Annotated in this window: 17 protein-coding genes and 1 pseudogene; 10 read left to right on the forward strand and 8 right to left on the reverse strand. The window is 72.0% G+C overall.

Going from position 1 to position 20,533, the window contains the following annotated elements:
• The first annotated feature begins 119 nt into the window (after positions 1 to 119).
• Both D6270_RS19295 and D6270_RS19300 read left to right on the forward strand, forming a co-directional pair.
• Positions 120 to 3,332, forward strand: a complete 3,213-nt coding sequence (locus D6270_RS19295) for a sacsin N-terminal ATP-binding-like domain-containing protein (RefSeq protein ID WP_109164309.1) — start codon at positions 120 to 122, stop codon at positions 3,330 to 3,332.
• A 120-nt stretch (positions 3,333 to 3,452) separates the two neighbouring features.
• A complete protein-coding gene (locus D6270_RS19300) occupies positions 3,453 to 4,253 on the forward strand; it encodes a calcium-binding protein (RefSeq protein WP_109164308.1) in 801 nt (266 codons plus the stop codon).
• Positions 4,254 to 4,348: 95 nt separating this feature from the next.
• Here D6270_RS19300 and D6270_RS19305 read toward each other — a convergent pair whose 3' ends face one another.
• On the reverse strand, positions 4,349 to 6,817 hold the full coding sequence (locus tag D6270_RS19305; protein ID WP_109164307.1) for an HAD-IC family P-type ATPase: 2,469 nt from the start codon (positions 6,815 to 6,817) through the stop codon (positions 4,349 to 4,351).
• Positions 6,818 to 7,041: 224 nt separating this feature from the next.
• Positions 7,042 to 7,368 (reverse strand): DUF2530 domain-containing protein, encoded by a 327-nt coding sequence (locus D6270_RS19310; protein ID WP_109164306.1) that lies wholly within the window; start codon positions 7,366 to 7,368, stop codon positions 7,042 to 7,044.
• Positions 7,369 to 7,601: 233 nt separating this feature from the next.
• On the opposite strand from D6270_RS19310, the gene D6270_RS19315 reads away from it, so the two are divergent.
• The gene (locus D6270_RS19315) at positions 7,602 to 9,056 is read left to right on the forward strand and encodes an NCS2 family permease (protein WP_109164305.1); all 1,455 of its coding nucleotides are present in this window, start codon (positions 7,602 to 7,604) and stop codon (positions 9,054 to 9,056) included.
• Here D6270_RS19315 and D6270_RS19320 read toward each other — a convergent pair.
• Positions 9,049 to 9,288 (reverse strand): ribbon-helix-helix protein, CopG family, encoded by a 240-nt coding sequence (locus D6270_RS19320; RefSeq protein WP_109164304.1) that lies wholly within the window; start codon positions 9,286 to 9,288, stop codon positions 9,049 to 9,051. The two genes, D6270_RS19315 and D6270_RS19320, sit on opposite strands and share 8 nt — an antisense overlap.
• Positions 9,289 to 9,422: 134 nt before the next feature.
• Here D6270_RS19320 and D6270_RS19325 point away from each other — a divergent pair, with 134 nt between their 5' ends.
• The gene (locus D6270_RS19325) at positions 9,423 to 9,863 is read left to right on the forward strand and encodes a MarR family winged helix-turn-helix transcriptional regulator (RefSeq protein WP_093694094.1); all 441 of its coding nucleotides are present in this window, start codon (positions 9,423 to 9,425) and stop codon (positions 9,861 to 9,863) included.
• A gap of 172 nt (positions 9,864 to 10,035) precedes the next feature.
• Complete coding sequence (locus D6270_RS19330) at positions 10,036 to 11,370, forward strand: MFS transporter (RefSeq protein WP_109164303.1); 1,335 nt, start codon at positions 10,036 to 10,038, stop codon at positions 11,368 to 11,370.
• Positions 11,371 to 11,829: 459 nt separating this feature from the next.
• On the opposite strand, the pseudogene D6270_RS34035 reads toward D6270_RS19330, so the two are convergent.
• Positions 11,830 to 11,907: pseudogene (locus tag D6270_RS34035) on the reverse strand (hypothetical protein); the annotation flags it as partial.
• Between the two features lie 92 nt (positions 11,908 to 11,999).
• Here D6270_RS34035 and D6270_RS32585 point away from each other — a divergent pair.
• Positions 12,000 to 12,158, forward strand: coding sequence for a hypothetical protein (locus tag D6270_RS32585; RefSeq protein ID WP_158650540.1), 159 nt, complete (start codon positions 12,000 to 12,002; stop codon positions 12,156 to 12,158).
• Positions 12,159 to 12,241: 83 nt separating this feature from the next.
• Entirely contained in the window at positions 12,242 to 13,231 is a 990-nt protein-coding gene (locus D6270_RS19335; RefSeq protein ID WP_109164302.1) for an aldo/keto reductase, read from the forward strand.
• A 166-nt stretch (positions 13,232 to 13,397) separates the two neighbouring features.
• On the opposite strand, the gene pip is transcribed toward D6270_RS19335, so the two are convergent.
• Together pip and D6270_RS33235 are read right to left on the reverse strand one after the other, a co-directional pair.
• Positions 13,398 to 14,369: a prolyl aminopeptidase gene (gene pip / locus D6270_RS19340; RefSeq protein ID WP_109164301.1), complete on the reverse strand. Its 972-nt coding sequence runs from the start codon at positions 14,367 to 14,369 to the stop codon at positions 13,398 to 13,400.
• Positions 14,370 to 14,630: 261 nt separating this feature from the next.
• On the reverse strand, positions 14,631 to 14,837 hold the full coding sequence (locus D6270_RS33235; protein ID WP_225976903.1) for a hypothetical protein: 207 nt from the start codon (positions 14,835 to 14,837) through the stop codon (positions 14,631 to 14,633).
• 87 nt (positions 14,838 to 14,924) lie between these two features.
• Here D6270_RS33235 and D6270_RS19350 point away from each other — a divergent pair, with 87 nt between their 5' ends.
• Positions 14,925 to 15,410: a hypothetical protein gene (locus D6270_RS19350; protein ID WP_109164299.1), complete on the forward strand. Its 486-nt coding sequence runs from the start codon at positions 14,925 to 14,927 to the stop codon at positions 15,408 to 15,410.
• Between the two features lie 89 nt (positions 15,411 to 15,499).
• Here D6270_RS19350 and D6270_RS19355 read toward each other — a convergent pair whose 3' ends face one another.
• Together D6270_RS19355 and D6270_RS19360 are read right to left on the reverse strand one after the other, a co-directional pair.
• Positions 15,500 to 17,641, reverse strand: coding sequence for a serine/threonine-protein kinase (locus D6270_RS19355; RefSeq protein WP_109164298.1), 2,142 nt, complete (start codon positions 17,639 to 17,641; stop codon positions 15,500 to 15,502).
• Between the two features lie 91 nt (positions 17,642 to 17,732).
• On the reverse strand, positions 17,733 to 18,485 hold the full coding sequence (locus D6270_RS19360) for an SDR family oxidoreductase (RefSeq protein WP_109164297.1): 753 nt from the start codon (positions 18,483 to 18,485) through the stop codon (positions 17,733 to 17,735).
• A gap of 349 nt (positions 18,486 to 18,834) precedes the next feature.
• On the opposite strand from D6270_RS19360, the gene D6270_RS19365 reads away from it, so the two are divergent.
• Together D6270_RS19365 and D6270_RS19370 are read left to right on the forward strand one after the other, a co-directional pair.
• On the forward strand, positions 18,835 to 19,593 hold the full coding sequence (locus D6270_RS19365; protein WP_109164296.1) for an SDR family oxidoreductase: 759 nt from the start codon (positions 18,835 to 18,837) through the stop codon (positions 19,591 to 19,593).
• Positions 19,594 to 19,626: 33 nt separating this feature from the next.
• Positions 19,627 to 20,529: a LysR family transcriptional regulator gene (locus tag D6270_RS19370; RefSeq protein WP_109167364.1), complete on the forward strand. Its 903-nt coding sequence runs from the start codon at positions 19,627 to 19,629 to the stop codon at positions 20,527 to 20,529.
• The last annotated feature ends 4 nt before the right edge of the window (positions 20,530 to 20,533 follow it).

Below are 20,533 nucleotides of genomic sequence, written 5' to 3' on the forward strand. Positions count from 1 at the left end.
TGCGAGCGCGGGCCCACGGGTTGGGGGCCGGGGCCGGGTGCACGGTACCTTCGGGCGCACACTGGGCGGCAGGGACAGGCCCAGCCCCACCCACGGCGGACGGAGTCGACAGCGTGAGCATGAATGCGACCGAGGGGGCCGATCCGTTCGGGACGGCACGGCTGCGGCGCGGCGTGCTCGACGCCTGGGGTGCGGGCCCCGCCCGCTTCCGGGAGGACGCCAACGCCGAGGAGGACCTCGCTCTCGGCGGCTACCGCGACCGCCTCGTCGTGGAGCTGGCCCAGAACGCCGCCGACGCCGCCGCCCGCGCGCACGTCCCCGGCCGGCTCCGCCTCACCCTGCACCCCGCCGCCCCCGGCGACCCGGACGGCCGCTGTGTCCTGGCCGCCGCCAACACCGGCGCCCCCCTGGACGCCACCGGCGTGGAGTCCCTGTCCACCCTGCGGGCCTCCGCCAAGCGCGAGGGCCACGAGTCCGCCGTGGGCCGGTTCGGCGTCGGGTTCGCCGCCGTCCTCGCGGTGAGCGACGAGCCCGCCGTGCTCGGCCGCCACGGCGGCGTCCGCTGGTCCCTGGCCGAGGCCCGCGAACTGGCCCGGAACGCGGCCGTCGGCTCTCCCGGCCTCGGTGACGAGCTGCGCCGCCGCGACGGCCACGTACCCCTCCTGCGCCTCCCGCTGCCCGCCGAGGGCTCCGCACCCGACGGGTACGACACCGTCGTCGTCCTGCCCCTGCGCGACGGCACCGCCGAGGACCTGGCCGCCCGGCTGCTGGCCGCCGTGGACGACGCGCTGCTGCTGACCCTGCCGGGCCTGGCCGAGGTCGTCATCGAGACCCCGGACGGCGTACGGACCCTGAGCCGCTCGGCCCACGGCCCGTACACGCACATCGACGACTCCGTGAACGGCCTGAACCGCTGGCGCACCGTCTCCCACCACGGCCCGGTCGAGCCGGCCCTCCTCGCCGACCGCCCGGTCGAGGAGCGGCTGCGCCCCCACTGGTCGGTCACCTGGGCGGCCCCGGTCGACGAGTCCGGCGCCCCGCTCCGCCCCCGCACGGCCCCGGTCGTCCACGCCCCGACCCCCACCGACGAGCCCCTCGGCATCCCTGCCCTCCTCATCGCCTCCCTCCCGCTGGACACCGCCCGCAGGCACCCCGCTCCCGGGCCGCTCACGGACTTCCTGGTGGAGCGGGCGGCGGACGCCTACGCGGAGCTGCTGGGCGCCTGGCAGCCGGTGTCGACCGGCACGATCGACCTGGTGCCCGGGCCGCTCGGCAAGGGCGGCCTGGACGGGGCCCTGCGCGGCGCGATCCTGGCCCGGCTGCCCCGGGTCGCGTTCCTGGAGCCGGCCGCGCCCCGGGACACCGCCGAGGCCGAGGACCGCTGGGAGGACTGGGACCGTACGGAGGACACCGCCGCGACGGCCACGGACACCACCGCCCTGCGCCCCGTCGAGGCCGAGGTGGTCGAAGGCGTCGGGGCCGAGACCGTACGGGTCCTCGCCGAGGTGCTGCCCTCCCTGCTGCCCGCAGGGCTGGAGCGCCGCCCCGAGCTCCGTACCCTCGGCGTCGCCCGTGTCCCGCTGACCGAGGCCATCGACCGCCTGGCCGGCCTGGAGCGTGACCCCGCCTGGTGGCACCGGCTCTACGACAGCCTCGCGGGCATCGACCCCGACCGCCTCACCGGCCTCCCCGTCCCGCTCGCGGGCGACCCGGAGGACGAGCGGGCGGGCCGTCCGCCGCGCACCACCATCGGCCCCCGCCAGGTGCTGCTGCCCCTCCCGGACGCCCTCACCGGCCCCGTCCTGGGCCGCCTCTCCCGGCTCGGCCTCAAGGTCGCCCACCCGGACGCCGCCCACCCCCTCCTGGAGAAGCTCGGCGCTCTGCCCGCCACACCGCGAGCGGTTCTGACGACACCTCAAGTGCGGGCGGCGGTCGCCGGATCGCTGGACGCGGGGGAGATCTGGGACGAGGACGCACTCGACGGCGACGAGCTGGCGGAGACGGTCCTCACCCTCGTACGCGACGCCGAACTCGCCCCCGGCGACGAGCCCTGGCTCGGTGCGCTCGCCCTTCCCGACGAGGACGGCGAACCGGCCCCCGCAGGTGAACTCGTCCTCCCCGGATCCCCGTTCGCGCAGATCATGCGTGAGGGTGAGCTGGCTCTCGTCGAGGAGGAGGTGGCCGAACGCTGGGGTGAGGGTCCGCTGACCGCCTGCGGGGTCCTGGCGACCTTCGCCCTCGTCCGGGCCACCGATGTCGTCCTCGACCCGGACGAACTGGAGCCCCGCGACAGCGACTTCGCCGAGCCGGACGACGCCGGGCTGCTGGATGCCGTCGACGTGTGGTGCGAGGACCTTCTCGACCAGCTGGCCAAGACCCCGGTGCCACCGGTCGCGACCGAGATCGTCGCCGTACGGGACCTGGATCTGGTGGACGACGACGCCTGGCCGCAGGCGCTCGCCCTGCTGGCCCAGCCGCCCCTGCGCGACGCGCTCACGCAGCCGGTGCGGGTGCTGCTGCCGGACGGGACGACGCAGTCCGTGCGCCCGTACACCGCGTGGTGGCTGCGCGACCACCCCGTACTGGACGGGCGCCGCCCCGCCGGGCTCCGCGCGGCGGGCGGTGACCCGGTCCTGGCCGGGCTGTACGACGCGGTGGACGCCACCGGCTTCGACGACGCCCAGGTGCTGCGGGCCCTCGGGGTGCGTACCTCCGTTGCGGCGCTCCTCGACGAACCGGGCGGTGCGGCCGAGCTGTTGGGGCGCCTGGCCGACGAGGACCGGTCCGTCACCTCCGTACAGCTGCACGCGCTCTACACGGCCCTCGCCGAACTCGACCCGGACCAGGTGACGTTGCCGGACGAGCTGCGGGCGGTGGTGGACGGGGAGGTGACCGTGGTCGACGCGGCGGACGCCGTGATCGCGGACGCCCCGGACGTGCTGCCGCTGACGGAGGGGCTGCCACTGCTCCCGGTATCCCCCTCCCGGGCAGCCGAGTTGGCCGACCTCCTCCAGGTGCGGCGGCTCGGCGAGACCATCGAGGCGGGCGTCACCAGCGAGGGCGAGGAGCACCGCGTGCCGGAGTCCGTCCGCGTCCTGCTCGGCCCCGCCACCCCGGACACGTACGTCGAGCACCCCGAACTCCGCGCGGGCGGCGTCGAACTCGACTGGCGCCGCACCCGCGACGGGGTCGTCCACGCGTCCACCCTGGAGGGCGTCGCGGCGGGCCTGGCCTGGGCGGCGGGCCAGTGGCCCCGACGCTTCGAGGTCGCGGCCCTGTTGGAGGACCCGTCCCGCACGGAGGAACTGGCCCGGGACCGCTGGTTCGACTGAGGAGGCCGGGTCCGGCCGGGAGGGGCGACAGCGCAACCATTCCCGGGGCTCGCCCGTCTGTTCCGGTGAGCCGACACACTTCGGGCCACCGGGCCGGAGGCGGATGCTCCGGGAGAGCCCATGCGTGTTCACGTCGCCGCGGTCGCCGTCACGGGCGCGCTGAGTCTGTCCGCCCTCGCCGTACCGGCGTCACAGGCCGCCCAGGCCCCGCGCCCGGCCGAGGAACGGCCCGTCATCGGGAAGGTCGTCGTCAACGCAGGCAAGCCCATCGTGGTGGGCACCACGTCCCGGCAGAAGGTCGCCGTCTCGATCACCGCCTCCTCCCCGTCCGGGATCGCGGACGCGTACGTGTTCCTGTGGCACGGCCACATCGACGAGGTCGACGCCGTGCTCGGGCAGGACCAGGCGCGCGGTGCGTGCACCGTGGCACCCGGCGATCCGGCCACGTCGACCTGCACGGCCACGATCACGATCGACCCCCGCTCCGCCCTCGGCCGCAACAGCCTGGCCGGGACCTGGCAGGCGGCCGGGGGCGCGGTCGCCGCCACCGGCGACCCGGGCGACGAGAGCGTGAACGAGACGGCTGCCTCGGTCCGGCTCCAGCGCTTCTCCAAGCTGACGGTGAACGCCGCTCCGGAGCCGGTGAGGAAGGGCAGGACCCTCACGGTGACCGGCAAGCTGACGCGCGCCGACTGGGAGACCAAGAAGTACGCGGGTTACGCGGCCCAGCCGGTGAAGCTCCAGTTCAAGAAGAAGGGTGCCAAGAGCTACACGACGGTCAAGACCGTCAAGACCAGCTCCACCGGCACCCTGAAGACCACGGTGAAGGCGTCCGTGGACGGTTACTGGCGCTACAGCTTCGCCGGTACGTCGACCACCCCGGCCGTCTCGGCCGCCGGTGACTACGTCGACGTGAAGTAGTCGGCAGGGATCGCGGAGAAGCCCCCGGGAGGTTCGTCCTCCCGGGGGCTTCCCGTATGTCCGCGCGGCCCGTACGCCTGATCCGCGCCGCCCGCCTACGCGCCGAAGCGCCGGCCCACCAGCCGCCAGCTGAACTCCAGCAGGGCGGCCGCCGCCACCGCGATGCCGACCGCCGTCCACGGCATCGTCGTGCCCACCAGCTTCAGGGCGAAGAAGTCCTGGAGCCACGGCACCACGAGCACGATCAGGAAGGCGAGCCCCATCGCCGCCACCAGGCCGATGCGCCACCAGGTGTACGGGCGGGCGATGATCGCCAGCACCCACATCGAGGTGAGGAACAGCGTCAGCGTCGCCGCGCTGGTCTCGGCCTCCAGGGCGCCGGGGCCGGTGTAGTGGTGGCGGGCCACCAGGTAGGTGATGAAGGTGGCCGCCGCCGCGATGACGCCCGAGGGGATCGCGTACCGCATGACGCGTCGTACGAAGTGGGGCTGGGCGCGCTCCTTGTTCGGCGCCAGGGCCAGGAAGAACGCCGGTACGCCGATGGTCAGCGTGGACAGCAGCGTCAGGTGCCTCGGCAGGAACGGATACTCCACCTGGGTGCAGACCACCAGGACCGCCAGCAGCACCGAGTAGACCGTCTTGGTGAGGAAGAGGGTGGCGACCCGGGTGATGTTGCCGATCACCCGGCGGCCCTCGGCGACCACCGACGGCAGCGTCGCGAAGCTGTTGTTCAGCAGCACGATCTGCGCCACCGCCCGCGTCGCCTCGGAACCCGAGCCCATCGAGACCCCGATGTCGGCGTCCTTGAGGGCCAGGACGTCGTTGACGCCGTCGCCCGTCATCGCGACCGTGTGGCCGCGCGACTGGAGGGCCGCCACCATGTCCCGCTTCTGCTGCGGGGTGACCCGGCCGAAGACCGCGTTCTGCTCCATGGCCGTGGCCATCTCGTCCGGGTCGGTCGGCATCCGCCGGGCGTCCAGGGTGTTCTCGGCGCCCGCGAGGCCCAGCTTCCCGGCGACCGCGCCGACCGAGACGGCGTTGTCGCCGGAGATGACCTTGGTGGCCACGTTCTGCTGCGCGAAGTAGGACAGCGTCTCCGCCGCGTCCGGCCGCAGCCGCTGCTCCAGGACGACGAGCGCGGTGGGTACGGCCCCGTCGGCCGCACCGGGCGCGTCGAGTTCGCCCCGTACGCGGGCCAGCAGCAGCACCCGCAGGCCCTGCTCGTTGAGGTGCTCGATCTCGGTGAGGGTCTCGTCGCCGTCGGCCAGCAGGACGTCGGGGGCGCCCAGCAGCCAGGCGGAGGCGGTCCCGTCGGTCTCGGTGAACGCCGCGCCGCTGTACTTGCGGGCGGAGGAGAACGGCATGGCGTCGGTGACGGTCCAGGCGGCTGTGTCCCCCGCCGGGTAGGCGTCGATGATGGCCTGGAGACTGGCGTTGGGGCGCGGGTCGGAGGCGCCGAGGGAGCGCAGCACCTGGTGGACGTACGTCTCGTCGCCCCCGCCCAGCGGCCGGACCTCCGTGATGTCCATGCCGCCCTCGGTGAGGGTGCCGGTCTTGTCCAGGCAGACCACGTCGACCCGGGCGAGCCCCTCGATGGCGGGCAGCTCCTGGACCAGGCACTGCTTGCGGCCCAGGCGTACGACGCCGATGGCGAAGGCGACGGAGGTCAGCAGGACCAGGCCCTCGGGGATCATCGGGACGATGCCGCCGACGGTCCGCGCGACCGAGTCCTTGAAGTTGTTGTCCTTGACGACGAGCTGGCTGATGATCAGCCCGATCGCCGTCGGGACCATCATCCAGGTGACGTACTTCAGGATCGTGCTGATGCCGCTGCGCAGCTCCGAGTGGACGAGCGTGAAGCGGGACGCCTCCTCGGCCAGCTGGGCGGCGTACGCCTCACGCCCCACCTTGGTCGCGGTGAACGCCCCGCCGCCCGCGACGACGAAGCTGCCGGACATCACCGGGTCGCCGGGCCGCTTGAGGACCGGGTCGGCCTCACCGGTCAGCAGTGATTCGTCGACCTCCAGGCTGTCGGCCTCGGCGACCGTGCCGTCCACGACCACCTTGTCGCCCGGACCCAGCTCCACCACGTCCCCGAGGACGATCTCGTGGGTGGAGATCTCGGCGGCCTTCCCGTCGCGGCGCACGGTCGGCTTCGCCTCGCCGATCACCGCGAGGCTGTCCAGGGTCTTCTTGGCCCGCCACTCCTGGATGATGCCGATGCCGGTGTTGGCGACGATCACGAAGCCGAAGAGGCTGTCCTGGATCGGCGCGACGAACAGCATGATCACCCAGAGCACACCGATGATCAGGTTGAACCGGGTGAACACGTTGGCCCGGACGATCTCGGTGACCGAGCGCGAGGACCGCACGGGTACGTCGTTGACCTCGCCCCGCGCCACCCGCTCGGCCACCTCGGCGGTGGTGAGGCCGGTGGCGTCCTGAGCCGAAGGTGGCAGGTCCATGGGGTGCACGGGGTCGAGTTCGGCCCCCGCGTCGATCATGGCCGGCCGGGAGGGTCCGGGGGTCTGCTCCCCGGAGGAATCGAGTGCCCGCTGCGTCATGGACTAGACGGTACGGGCGTGCGGCGCGAATCACCCGCCGGGGGGTCGAAGATCCGACCAGGGGAGGACCAAGTCGGTCCCGTGGTCGTACGGGAGCGGCGAGATTCCCGTACGGGCGGGACTGTTCTCGTGCGGGAGGGGCCGTTCTGGTACGTGAGGGGGCTCGGTCTCGCGGGAGGGCTCGGTTCTCCTGAGGGAGGGTTACCGATGGCTCACCGGCCGCCTCAGGCGGTCCGGTCGGTCCGGGTGCTCGTGCCCAGTGCCCCGTCCGCCGCCTCGGCCCCCGCGGCGTCCTTGGCCTGTGCCTGGGCCGCGTGGCGCTTGAGGGCGGCGTCGCGCCCGCGGACGTACCAGATGCCGATCAGGCCGAGCCCGGCGCCGGCCAGCGGTGTCCACACCCACCAGGTGTGCCCGTGGTCGGCGAACCAGCCGTAGAAGGGGAGCTGGGCGAGGAAGAGGACGAACCAGAGGATCGTGCCGCCGACGACGGTGGAGACGATGGGGCCCTCCAGGGGCTCGGGCGCCTCGTGCTTCGGTGTCCACTTCTCCATGTGGTCAGTGTATGGGGCCACCCGATCGGAGGTGCGGTGGCCGGTGGACGCAAGGCGCCACGCGGGTCTACGCGCGGAGATAGCGATCTTCGCCTTATGTATTCATACTGAATCTGCTTTGGGCTGGCTCGAATTGTTCGTCTGAACATCCAATTTCGATCACCTTTCGCCCTTTCTGCTCCCGCTCCGGGGAGCGCCCCGTCTCGCTCCCCTACGTACGACTGAGGTCACCCATGCCCCCCTCGGCCACCGCTCCGGTCGACTCCCCGCAGCCCTCGGCACCGCAGCCCACCGGCGGCGTGGACCGGTTCTTCAAGATCTCCGAGCGGGGGTCGACCGTCGGGCGCGAACTCCGCGGCGGGTTCGCCACGTTCTTCGCGATGGCGTACATCATCGTGCTCAACCCGATCATCCTGGGCAGTGCGAAGGACATGTACGGCCACCAGCTGGACAACGGTCAGCTGGTCACCGCCACCGTGCTCTCCGCCGCCTTCTCCACGCTCCTGATGGGCGTCATCGGCAACGTGCCGATCGCGCTCGCGGCCGGGCTCGGCGTCAACACCGTGGTCGCCCTCCAGCTCGCCCCCCGGATGAGCTGGCCGGACGCGATGGGCATGGTCGTCCTCGCGGGCGTCGTGGTCATGCTGCTGGTCGCGACCGGGCTGCGGGAGCGCGTGATGAACGCCGTACCGCGCTCGCTCCGCAAGGGCATCGCGATCGGCATCGGCCTCTTCATCCTGCTGATCGGACTCGTCGACTCCGGCTTCGTCTCGCGCATCCCGGACGCCGCCCTCACCACCGTCCCGCTCCAGCTCGGCGGCGACGGCCACCTCACCGGCTGGCCGGTCCTGGTCTTCGTGCTCGGCGCGCTGCTCACGCTGGCGCTGATCGTGCGCAAGGTGCCCGGCGCGATCCTGATCTCGATCATCGCCATGACGGTCGTCGCCCTGGTCATCGACGCGGTGGCCGGTCTGCCCGAGGGCGCCTGGGGCCTGACGACGCCCGCGTGGCCGGGCAACCCGGTCTCCGCGCCCGACTTCGGCCTGCTGGGCGAGGTCAGCCTCTTCGGGGGCTTCGGGAAGGTCGGTCTGCTGACCGGCATCCTCTTCGTCTTCACCGTGCTGCTGTCCTGCTTCTTCGACGCGATGGGCACCATCCTGGGCGTCGGCGACGAGGCCAAGCTGATGGACGAGAACGGCACCTTCCCCGGCATCAACAAGGTGCTGTTCGTGGACGGCATCGCGGTCGCCACGGGCGGTGCGACCTCGTCCTCCGCCACCACGTGCTTCGTGGAGTCCACGGCGGGCGTCGGAGAGGGCGCCCGCACCGGACTGGCGAGCGTGGTGACCGGTCTGCTCTTCTCGGTGGCGCTGTTCCTCACACCGCTGGCGACCATGGTCCCGTCGCAGGCGGCCACTCCCGCCCTGCTGGCGGTCGGCTTCCTGATCATCGCGGGGTCCGTACGGGACATCGACTGGAGCGACTACACACTCGCGATCCCGGCGTTCCTGGCGATGGTGATGATGCCGTTCACGTACTCGATCACCAACGGCATCGGCATCGGCTTCATCGCCTTCTCCGTGCTGCGGCTGGCGGCGGGCCGGGGCCGGGAGGTCCCGATCGCGATGTACGTGGTGTCGGCGGTCTTCGTCTTCTACTACGCGATGCCGGCGCTCGGCCTCACGTGACCGGCTTGACGCGGGCGCCGGGTCTCTCCTCGTCGGCGTCCCTCGGGGCGGCCGGCGGGCCGTAGAACTTCTCCGTCTCGTCGACGGCCGCCTTGAAGCGTTCGTCGAAGTCGTCGCGAATGAGCGTCCGGACCACGTAGTCCTGGACGCTCATTCCGCGTTTGGCGGCATGCTGCCGGAGCCGGTCGAGCAGCTCACCGTCTATCCGCAGGCTGAGCACTGTCGATCCCATACCGAGCAGGGTCGCGGCCCGGGGGCGCTTTTCGCGTCACTTTCCGCTTCCGTCTCACTCGTTCGGGTGATCGGTGTTTCGCGCGCGTACCACCGGGTGGTATTTAGTTTGGGTAATGAGTTACGCTAACAAACATGCCTGACCTGATCCACGACGGTGCCAGTGCCGCCGCCGTGAGCTCCCTCCGCTCAGCCGTGATGCTGCTGGGCCGACGCCTCAAGCACCAACGCGTCGACGAATCGCTGAGCCCCACCGAGATGTCGGTGCTCGGCACCCTTGCCCGCTGCGGCTCGGCCACCCCCGGCGAGCTGGCCCGCAAGGAGCACGTGCAGCCCCCGTCGATGACCCGCATCGTCGCGCTGCTGGAAGCGAAGGGACTCGTCAGGCTGGAACCGCACCCCGATGACCGTCGGCAGAAGATGGTCAGCCAGACCGAGCAGGCCGAGGCCATGCTCGCGGAGAGCCGCACCAAGCGGAACGCCTGGCTGGCCCAGCTCGCCGAGGGCCTGGACGAGGACGAGTGGGAGACGCTGCGGGCCGCCGCGCCCGTTCTGGAGAAGCTCGCCCACCTGTGACCCCGCGGGCGCACCGGCGCCACGCCTGACCCGTACCGGATGGGACCACCGGCACGGGGAAGACGATCAACCGGGCCCGGCACACCGCCGGCCCGGACGATCACCGCCGGAGCGCCCGCCGTCACGTCCTCGTCGGACCGCACGCCGTAGACGTATGAGGAGATGAACCCTTTTGAGTACGGGATCCGGAGCAGACTCCGCCCCCGCACCGACCGCCACCCACGAGAGCAAGACCGGCGGGACCTTCTCGTCGCTGAAGATCCGTAACTACCGCCTGTTCGCCACGGGCGCCGTGATCTCCAACACCGGTACCTGGATGTCCCGCATCACGCAGGACTGGCTCGTCCTGAGCCTGACGGGTTCCGCGACCGCCGTAGGTATCACCACGGCCCTCCAGTTCCTTCCCATGCTGCTCTTCGGCCTGTACGGCGGTGTCATCGCCGACCGCCTCCCGAAGCGGCAGATCCTGCTCGTCAGCCAGGCCATGCTCGGCCTGTGCGGTATCGCGCTGGCCGTCCTGACCCTCTCCGGCGTCGTCGAGGTCTGGCACGTCTATCTGGTCGCCTTCCTCCTCGGCATGGTGACCGTCGTCGACAACCCGGCCCGCCAGTCGTTCGTCTCCGAGATGGTCGGCCCCGCGCAGCTCCGCAACGCGGTCAGCCTGAACTCGGCGAACTTCCAGTCCGCCCGCCTCATCGGCCCCGCGGTGGCGGGTGTCCTGATCACCACGGTCGGCAGCGGCTGGGCGTTCCTGCTCAACGGCCTCTCCTTCCTGGCCCCGCTCATCGGCCTGCTGATGATGCGGACGAGCGAACTGCACGCCTCGGTCCGGGTGCCCCGCGCCAAGGGCCAGCTGCGCGAAGGACTGCGGTACGTCCGTGGCCGCCCCGAGCTGATCTGGCCGATCGTGCTGGTCGGCTTCGTCGGCACGTTCGGTTTCAACTTCCCGATCTGGCTCACCGCCTTCGCGGACGGGGTCTTCGACGGCGGCGCCGGGATGTACTCGTTCTTCAACATCCTGATGGCCGCCGGTTCGCTGGCCGGCGCGCTGCTCTCGGCCCGCCGCCGCTCCACGCGGCTGCGGATGCTGGTGGCGGCGGGAACGGCGTTCGGGCTGCTGGAGATCGCGGCTTCGCTCTCCCCGAACGTCTGGCTGTTCTCGATCCTCCTGGTCCCGATCGGCATGCTCGGCCTCACGACGAACATCACCGCGAACACCAGCGTGCAGATGGCCGCCGACCCCGAGATGCGGGGCCGGGTGATGAGCCTGTACATGATGGTCTTCGCCGGGGGTACGCCGGTGGGCGCCCCGATCGTCGGCTGGATCAGCGACACGTACGGCGCGCGTATCGGCTTCGCGGCCGGCGGCGCGATCTCGCTGATCGCCGCCCTGGGCGTCGGCTTCGCCCTCGCCCGCATAGGCGGCCTCCGCCTGAAGGTCGACCTCCGCCCTGGCCACCCGCACGTCCGCTTCGTACAGCGCGAGCAGCTGGCGACGGCGGCGTAGGACACACCCAGGAGACACGGAACCGCCCCCTCCCGGACCGGGAGGGGGCGGTTCCGTGCGCATCACGAGGTCAGCCGCGGGGAAAGGAATCGGTCTTCAGGACGAGGTCCGGGGAGGTGCCGGTCCTGTCGATGCCGAGCCCGGACCCGGCCCTGTCGTCACACCGGTCCGGGCCCTGGAGGTGGTACGGGCCTGGGCGCGGAGCCGGCGGGCGGTGCGGTTAGGCTCGAAGGGTGGACCCGAAGACCAGAAACCGCATCATGGCGGCCGTGCTCGTGCTCATGTTCCTCGTCGTCGCCGTGGCGGCCGCTTTCGGCAGCTGAGCGGGCGGGGCGCGCGGCGGCGTACCTGGCGTCGCCCCCTCGCCGCGCTGAGCCGGCACCACCGCACCGACACCCCTGCCGCGCCCAGGAGCTGGAGCGGCCCCAGGGTCTGCCCCACGAAGAGGCAGCCCGGGACCGTGGCGCACAGGGGCGAGGCGAACGACAGGAACGAGGCGGCGAGGGCCGGCGGCCGCGCTGTGCCGTTGCACCACACGACGTACGCGAGCAGCGCCCCGATGATGCCCAGGCAGGCGCACGATGCCCGTGGCCATGCATACGGCCCACAGAAGCTCGGCGAGGACGCCGATGCCGTCCGGTCCGGCCTGCGGCTGGAGGACGAGCAGCGACGCCCGCGGCGGCGAGTGCGCGGGCGCCGATGTGCAGGGGGCGGATACGGGCGCCGAGTGCGAGGAGCTGAACCGGCTGCTGCGGACGCTGGTGGTCACGCCGGAGGGCGGCCGCTGACGGCAGGGGTCCGTCCCAGGCGTCGGACACTCGGTCGACGCATGCTTGCCTGGAGTGGACTCGAAGGAGTTGGCTGGGGCGTCATGAAGTACACACAGCTCGGACGCACCGGACTCAAGGTCAGCCGACTCGTGCTCGGGACGATGAACTTCGGCCCGCAGACCAACGAGTCGGACAGCCACGCGATCATGGACGCCGCGCTCGGCGCGGGCCTGAACTTCTTCGACACCGCCAACGTCTACGGCTGGGGCGAGAACAAGGGGCGCACCGAGGAGATCCTCGGCACCTGGTTCGCCCAGGGCGGCGGCAGGCGCGACAAGGTGGTCCTGGCCACCAAGATGTACGGGAACATGGCGCCCGACGGCGACGCCTGGCCCAACCACGACAAGCTCTCCGCCGTGAACATCCGGCGGGCCGTCGACGCCTCTCTCAAGCGGCTCCAGACGGACCACATCGACCTCTACCAGTTCCACCACGTCGACCGGAACACCCCGTTCGACGAGATCTGGCAGGCGATCGACGTCCTGGTCCAGCAGGGCAAGATCTTGTACGCGGGTTCCTCGAACTTCCCCGGCTACAAGATCGCCCAGGCCAACGAGCAGGCGGCCAGGCGCGGTTCGCTCGGCCTGGTCAGCGAGCAGTGCATCTACAACCTGGCCGAGCGGCGCGCCGAGATGGAGGTCATCCCGGCCGCGCAGGAGTACGGCCTCGGCGTCATCCCCTGGTCCCCGCTCCACGGCGGCCTGCTGGGCGGCGTCATCAAGAAGGCGGCCACGGAGGGCCGCCGCGCCTCGGGCCGCTCGGCCGACGCCCTGGCCAACAGCACGGTCCGCGCCCAGGTCCAGGCGTACGAGGACCTGCTGGAGAAGCACGGCCTGGAGCCCGGCGAAGCAGCCCTGGCCTGGCTCCTGACCCGCCCCGGCATCACGGGCCCGATCGTGGGCCCGCGCACCGCCGGCCAACTGGACAGCGCCCTGCGAGCCCTGGAGTTGGACCTCCCGGAGGCGGTCCTCACCGGCCTGGACGAGATCTTCCCGGGCCCGGGCCCGTCACCGGAGGCCTTCGCCTGGTGACCTGACCCCAAGCGAACCTCGCGGCCGCCGCCCTGGGACGGGGTGGCGGCTGCGGGTGTTTGCGGGCCGCCGTGCCGGACCAGGCCCGGCCTGCCAGGCACGAGACGTTCCGCTACCCAGCGAACCGGTCCAGCGCCGCCAGACCCGGCGGGCGGTGCTGGCGGCGCTACCGCGCGAACCGGTCCAGCGCCGCCAGCACCGCCCGCCGGGTCGCGGGCCCGCCCAGGTGGCCCGCGTCCTCGATGACCGTCAGCTCGGCCTCCGGCCAGGCGCGGTCGAGTTCCCAGGCGGTGATCAGGGGGCCGCCCAGGTCGAAGCGGCCGTGGACCAGGGCGGCGGGGATGCCGGTCAGGCGGTCGGCGTCGTCGATGAGCTGGTTCTCCTTGAGCCAGGCGCCGTGGGAGAAGTAGTGGCTGCAGATCCGGACGAGGGCCTGCTGAGCGCGGTCCGGGCGGCCGCTGAACGGGGCCGGGCCCGGGTTCGTCTCCAGGGAGAGGACCGCGTCCTCCCAGGCGCACCAGGCGGCCGTGGCCCGTTCCCGTACGGCAGGGTCGGGACTCTCCATACGGCGGGCGTAGGCGGCGACCACGTCGGTCGGGCCCGCGGCTTCGGGGACGGCCTCGCGGAAGGTGTGCCAGGCCTCGGGGAAGATCTGGCCGGCGCCCCGGTAGAGCCAGTCGATCTCACTGCGGCGGGTCGTGGTGACCGACGCGATGACGGCCTCGGTGACGCGCTCCGGGTGGGTCTGCGCGTACGCCAGGATCAGCGTGGAGCCCCAGGAGCCCCCGTACAGCAGCCAGCCGGTGATGCCGAGGTGTTCCCGAAGGCGTTCCATGTCGGCGATCAGGTGGTGCGTGGTGTTGTGCCGCAGGTCGGTGGCCGGGTCGCTCGCATGGGGCGTGGAGCGGCCGCAGCCCCGCTGGTCGAAGAGGACGACGCGGTAGCGGTCCGGGTCGAAGTACCTGCGGGCACGAGGGGTGCATCCGGAACCGGGCCCGCCGTGCACCACGAGAGCCGGCTTGCCCTCCGGGTTGCCGCACACCTCCCAGTACACGAGGTTGCCGTCGCCGACGTCCAGCATCCCGCTGTCGTACGGGTCGATCGGCGGGTACAACTCGTCGGACTGCTTCCGGTCCACCTCGGCGCCTCCCCATCCTGGCTCGTGAACGGGACACCTTACGGGGCGTCGCGGCACGGGTTGAGGCTGAGGCGCCCCGGCGCTCCACCCCCGCGAGGTGGAGCGGGTGACAGCTGACCGCCCCTGCCGCCTCGGTGACCAGTGGGATTTCCGCGGCGGCCAGATCGAGGAGCGTGAGCTTTTGACCTGAGGGAGCGTAGGGGGCAACGACCTGCCGTACCGTGTCGGTGGACAGCGTGGGGCCCTGCTCGCCAACACGCTCTACGACGTCTTCCCCCGGCCCACACGCCAGGAGTTCAGCGCCACGCTGGACCAGGAGGCGGACAGGACCCTGCTGCACGACGAGCACACCGACCAGGACGAGCAGAAGTCCACCGACACCCAGTGCTTCACCAACGATCCGCTGGACCGGCTGTCCGAGGCATGGACGGCGAAGACCGACTGCGCGGCGCCCCTCTCGGCGTCCACGGCCGGTGGTTCGGACGCGACGCCGTCGCCTATCTGATCAGCGATCACTGGCCCATCGCCTGATCCACGAGGCGTACCCTTGCCGCCGTGAACGCGACTCCCCGGGTCCTCGCCGTACTGGACGACCTCCTCGCCTCCGCCGCCCCCGACCAGCGCGGCGCTCTGTGGCGGCTTGCCGAGGAGGGGCGGGATTTGGACGGCAACGTGGTGCGGCTGCCGGCCGGGGCCGAGGTCGGGGAGCATCAGGAGGACGTGCTGGATGTGCTCCTGGTGGTGCTGGAGGGGGGAGGGCTCGTGCGCATGGCGGGTGGGGTGATGGAGTTGGGCGCATCCACCGTCCTCTGGCTGCCTCGCACCTCGCGGCGCGCCCTTGTCGCGGGCCCGGGCGGGCTCACGTATCTCACCGTTCACCGTCGTCGGCCCGGGCTTGCCGTCAAGGGCCCCGGTGTGGCGTACGACGGGGGCGAAGGGCCCTGCATGCTGGACCGGGTCTGTTCGGGGTGCGGGCGGTTGTCCGAGGATCCCGTGCCGGTCTTCTGCAGCCGGTGCGGGGAGCGGTTTCCGGAGCGGTGAGCCCGAGGCGGGAGTGGTGTCCCGGACGGTGACCGGCAGGCCGGGCCGGAGCAGTGGCCCCGGCCCGGGTCCGTACCGCCCGAAAGCTGTCAGTACCCCTCGCACTCCGTCAGGTCCGGGCGGCCCGGGGGGGTCTTGTTGCCCAGGAGGGTCGACAGGTTCTTCGCGTACAGGTCCTCCCAGACCTTTCCGGCCAGGATCTTCCGCAGTGCCGAGCACACCTCGGTCTTCAGGCCCGGCGACCCGGGGCGCATCGCCACGCCGTACCCCTCCGCGCCCTGGATGTTCTCCAGCCGCCGCACCTTGCCCGGGTTCGCCTTCTCGTAGCCCGCCAGGATGATGTCGTCCGAGGCCACCGCGTAGACGTCCGACGTCACGTCCAACAGCTGGTCCAGGCAGTCCTGGTAGGTGTTGGGCTGGGACTCCGTCATCGTGAAGCCCCGCTTGGGCAGCTCCGTCTCGTACGTCGAGTCCCGCGCCGTGCACACCTCGACCTTGAGCCGGCGCAGGTCGCTGGAGTCGTTGATCGTGTACTTGCTGGACTTCTCGCGGACCAGGAAGCCCCGGCTCGCCTCGTAGTACGGGCCCGCGAAGTCGACGCTGTACCCGCCGGGTGACGCGCTCTTGCGTTCGGGCGTGATGCTGTACGAGGCGATGACGAGGTCCACGCCCTTCGTCTTGAGCGCGGTGCTCCGGTAGTCGGTCGGGACCGTGGTGAAGGCGACCTCGTTCCGGCTGTACCCCATGTGCCCGGCGATCGCGTAGGCCAGGTCTATGTCGTAACCCGTGTACGTGTCCGTCTTCCTGTCGTACTTGCTCAGGCCCGGCTGGTCGTCCTTGACACCGATCTTCAGGGTGGGGTTCGTCGCCTTCCACTTCTCCGTCACGGCGCTGCCGCCGCGGCCCCGGTCGCCCGGGCCGGCCGTGGTGGTGCCCGTCGTACCGTCCTTGTCGTCGCCGACCCCCTTCGCGACCAGCCAGCCCGCCGTGCCCAGCAGGGCCACGCACAGGGTCGCCGTCGCTGCCTTCAGCCACGGCCGCTTCCGGGCGCCGCGGCGTGCTGGTGATCCGTCCGCCCGAGGCGCCGCCACGGGCGGGCCGAGCGGGTCGGGGCGCGGTTCGGAGACCTCCGTGGGCGGGTGCGTGGCGGTTCCGGTCCCGGAGCCGGTCGTGTTCCGAGGGGGCGGGTCGCCGAGCACCTCCCGCAGCATCGCCTCCGCCGTCGCCGCGTCCAGGCGCTCGTGCGGGTCCGGGAGGAGGAGGCCCTGGATCACCGGGGCGAGCGGTCCGGCGTACCGGAGGGCGGGGTCGGGGGCCTGCCGGATGTTCTCCTGGACCTCCCACACCTCACCGCCGGCGAACGGGACCCGGCCCTCGACCATCTCGTACAGCGTGATGCCGAGCGCCCACAGGTCGGATGCGGGGGTGGGGCCGGGGGAGCCGGGGGCGAAGAGTTCGGGCGCCAGGTACGGGGGCGTGCCGATGACGCTCCCGGACCGGGTCACCTGGGCCGCGCCCTCGAACGTCGCGATCCCGAAGTCCACCAGGATCGCCAGCCCGTCGTCCCGGACCAGCACGTTGCCCGGCTTCACATCGCGGTGGACCACCGACGCCGTGTGGACCGCCCGCAGGCCCTGGAGGATCTGGAGGCCGATGTCCGCCGCCCTCGGTACGGCGACCACCCGCTCGGCGCGCAGCAGATCCGCCAGGGACCTGGCTTCGAGGAGCTTCATCACGATCCAGACCTGGTTGTCGGTCTCGACCTGGTCGTGGACGGTCACCACATTCGGGTGTTCGATCTTGGCGATCGCCTCCGCCTCCCGGCGCGCCCGCTGCATCGCGGAGGCCTGGGTGGAGGCGGTCATCGCGTTCCGGTCGAGGAGCCCCTTCACGGCGACGAAGCGGCGGAGCCGCCGGTCGTGGGCCTTCCACACCTCGCCCATGCCGCCGCTGCCGATCGGTTCCAGCAGCTCGTAGCGGCCCTCGATCACCACCTGCGGCCTGTGTGGTGAGGGAGCGCGCGGCGGTGTCCGGGGCCATGCCTGCGCGGTCCCGGAGTCCGCGTGATGGTGGTCGTCGCCCGGGCGGCGATCCTGCGGGCCGTGAGGACCACCGGCGGTACCCCCGCCCGCCGCGCCACTCCCGTTCCCCGTTCCGTCCCCGGCCCCGGCTCCGTGCCCGACCCAGGCTCCGCCCTCGGCCCCGGCTCCGGACCTGTCTTCGCCTTGCATGCGACCCCCTGTGCACTACATGGACCAGGCAAACAGTAGACGTTCCGCCAGCACTCCACAGGGTTGCGAGGCATGGCTTTCGCAGGCGCGCTCAGGGCGCTGCGCCACCGTTGCTCTTCAGTAACTGCCCGTTGACCCACTGGCCTTGTGGCGAGCACAGGAAGTCCACCAGGTGCGCGGTGTCCTGCGGGGTGCCGAGGCGGCCGAGCGGGGTGCCCCGGGTGATGGCTTCACGCAGGTCGTCGTTCATCCAACCGGTGTCCACCGGACCGGGGTTGACGACGTTGGCGGTCACGCCGAGGTGGGCCAGTTCGTGGGCGGCGGCCAGGGTGATGCGGTCCAGGGCGCCCTTGCTCGCGCCGTAGGGGAGGTTGCCCACGGTGTGGTCGCTGGTGAGCGCGACGATGCGGCCCGCGCCCGCGCCGGGCTCGCTCTCCGGCCCGCCGCGGAAGCGGAGCCCGTACTCGCGGATCAGCAGCCAACTGGCGCGCGCGTTCACGGCGAAGTGCCGGTCGAACGCCGCCACGGTGGTGTCCAGCAGCCCCGAGTCCACCGACTCCGCGTGCGAGAGGACGAGCGCGGTGACCGGACCGAGGCGCTGCTCCGCCTCGTCGAAGATGCGGACGGGGGCGTCGGGCCCGGTCAGGTCCGCCTCGATCGCCGTCGTACGGGCTCCGGCGTTCTCCAGCTCCCGCGCGATGGAGGCCGCGGCCCCGTCCTCGGCGCCCCACTCCATGCGCCGGTCGTACGGCGTCCAGTAGGTGAAGGCGACATCCCAGCCGGAGGCCGCGAGTTGTCGGGCGATGCCCGCGCCGATGCCGATGGAACGGCCGACGCCGGTGATGAGCGCGACGGGCCGGGCGCGGGGCTGCCTCCTCCGACGCCTGTTCCGGGGCTGCCCGCTCCGGGGTCGGCGCCGGGGCCGCCCGCTCCGGGGCGGTCGAAGGCCGTTCGCTGATCGTCACGGGTCGATCCTTCGTGCCCCGTACGCGTACGTCAACGGCTTTCCCGGCCAGGACCCGGGCGCCTCCTACCCCCGCTGACCTGCGACGACCCATCTTCCTGGTAGGCCGACGCGATCTCTGTGTTTCCCCCGGACCCGGGGGCGCTCCTAGCGTGGACTACGGAAAGCGCAACGAAAGCAGACCAACGCCGCATAGCGACAGATGCGGCCGGAGAGAGGGACCGTCACCATGAGCGAGCAGCAGCTGCTGAACGGCAGGACCGCGGTCGTCGCCGGAGGGGCCAAGAACCTCGGCGGCCTCATCAGCCGGACCCTGGCCGAGTCCGGGGCCAACGTGGTCGTGCACTACCACGGCGAGAACACCGCCGCCGATGCCGAGAAGACGGCGGAGGCGGTACGCGGCACGGGTGCCCAGGCCCTCGTCGTACGGGAGGACCTGACCCGGGTCGAAGGCGTACGCAGCCTCTTCGATCAGGCCCTCGACGCCTTCGGCGGGGTGGACGTGGCCGTGAACACCACCGGCATGGTCCTCCGCAAGCCGATCGGTGAGACGACCGAGGAGGAGTACGACCGCATGTTCGCGATCAACTCCAAGGCGGCGTACTTCTTCCTCCAGGAGGCCGGCGCCCGGCTCAACGACGGTGGCCGCATCGTCAGCCTGGTGACTTCGCTGCTCGCCGCCTTCACCGACGGGTACGCCACCTACGCCGGCGCCAAGGCCCCGCTGGAGCACTTCACCCGGGCGGCGGCCAAGGAGTTCGCCCCGCGCGGGATCGCCGTGAACAATGTGGCCCCGGGGCCGATGGACACGCCGTTCTTCTACCCGCAGGAGACGCCGGAGCGGGTGGAGTTCCACAAGTCGCAGGCGATGGGCGGCCGGTTGACGGAGATCGAGGACATCGCGCCGCTGGTGAAGTTCCTGGTCACCGAGGGCGGCTGGATCACCGGCCAGACGATCTTCGCCAACGGCGGCTACACGGTCCGCTGACCGTCTTCAGGAGTACGGGAGGGAATGGGCCGCGTGACTCTGGACCTGCACAAGCTGGAACACCTCGTCGCCGTCGCGGAGGAGGGCGGGTTCACCCGGGCGGCCGAGCGGCTGCACCTCAGCCAGCAGGCGCTGAGCACCTCGATCCGCACCCTTGAGCGGTACGTCGGTGTCCAGCTCCTGGACCGGGGTCACCAGCACGTCACCCCCACCCCCGCCGGGCAGGCCCTCATCGATGACGCCCGCGCGCTCCAGGCCCAGGCGCACGCCGCCCTGGAGCGCGCCCGGCGCATCGGCCGGGGGCAGGCCGGGCACCTGAGGATCGGCCACACCCCGGCGGTCACGGCGGAGGAGGTGGTGGAGTTGCTGACCCGGGCCCGTACGGAGGAGCAGGGCATCCAGGCCCACGTACGCCAGCTCTTCCCCGACGAACTGCGTGACCAACTCCTCACGGGCGCGTGCGACGTGGGGCTGAGCCGGTCCATGCCCGCCGACACCGGCCTCACCCGCGCCCGGATCGCCGAACACCGCCTCCGGGTCGCCGTCCCCGCCGGCCACCCGCTCGCCGCGCGCCCCACGGTGGCCTTGGCCGACCTGCGCGGGGAGCCGATCACGGTGTGGGGCGAGTCCGGCTCCTCCGCGTACACGGACCTCCTGATCGGCCTGTGCCGCCAGGCGGGCGTGGAGCCGGACACCCAGCGCAACCCGGTGCAGGGCACGCCACCCATCACCGCCGTCACCGCGACGGGCCGCATCGCCTTCGTCACCGCGCCCGCGGGCCCGGCGGCGGGCGGCGCGGCGTACGTCGTGGATCTGGACCCGCCGGTCCACGTACCGGTCCACGCGCTGTGGCCCGCGCACACGACGTGTCCGGGGCGGGACCTCTTCCTCGAACGGACCGCGGGGGAGCGGGGAAGCGACTCCCTCACGGAGTGACAGG

The sequence above is a fragment of the Streptomyces griseus subsp. griseus genome (assembly GCF_003610995.1).
In the GTDB taxonomy this organism is placed as follows: Bacteria; Actinomycetota; Actinomycetes; order Streptomycetales; family Streptomycetaceae; genus Streptomyces.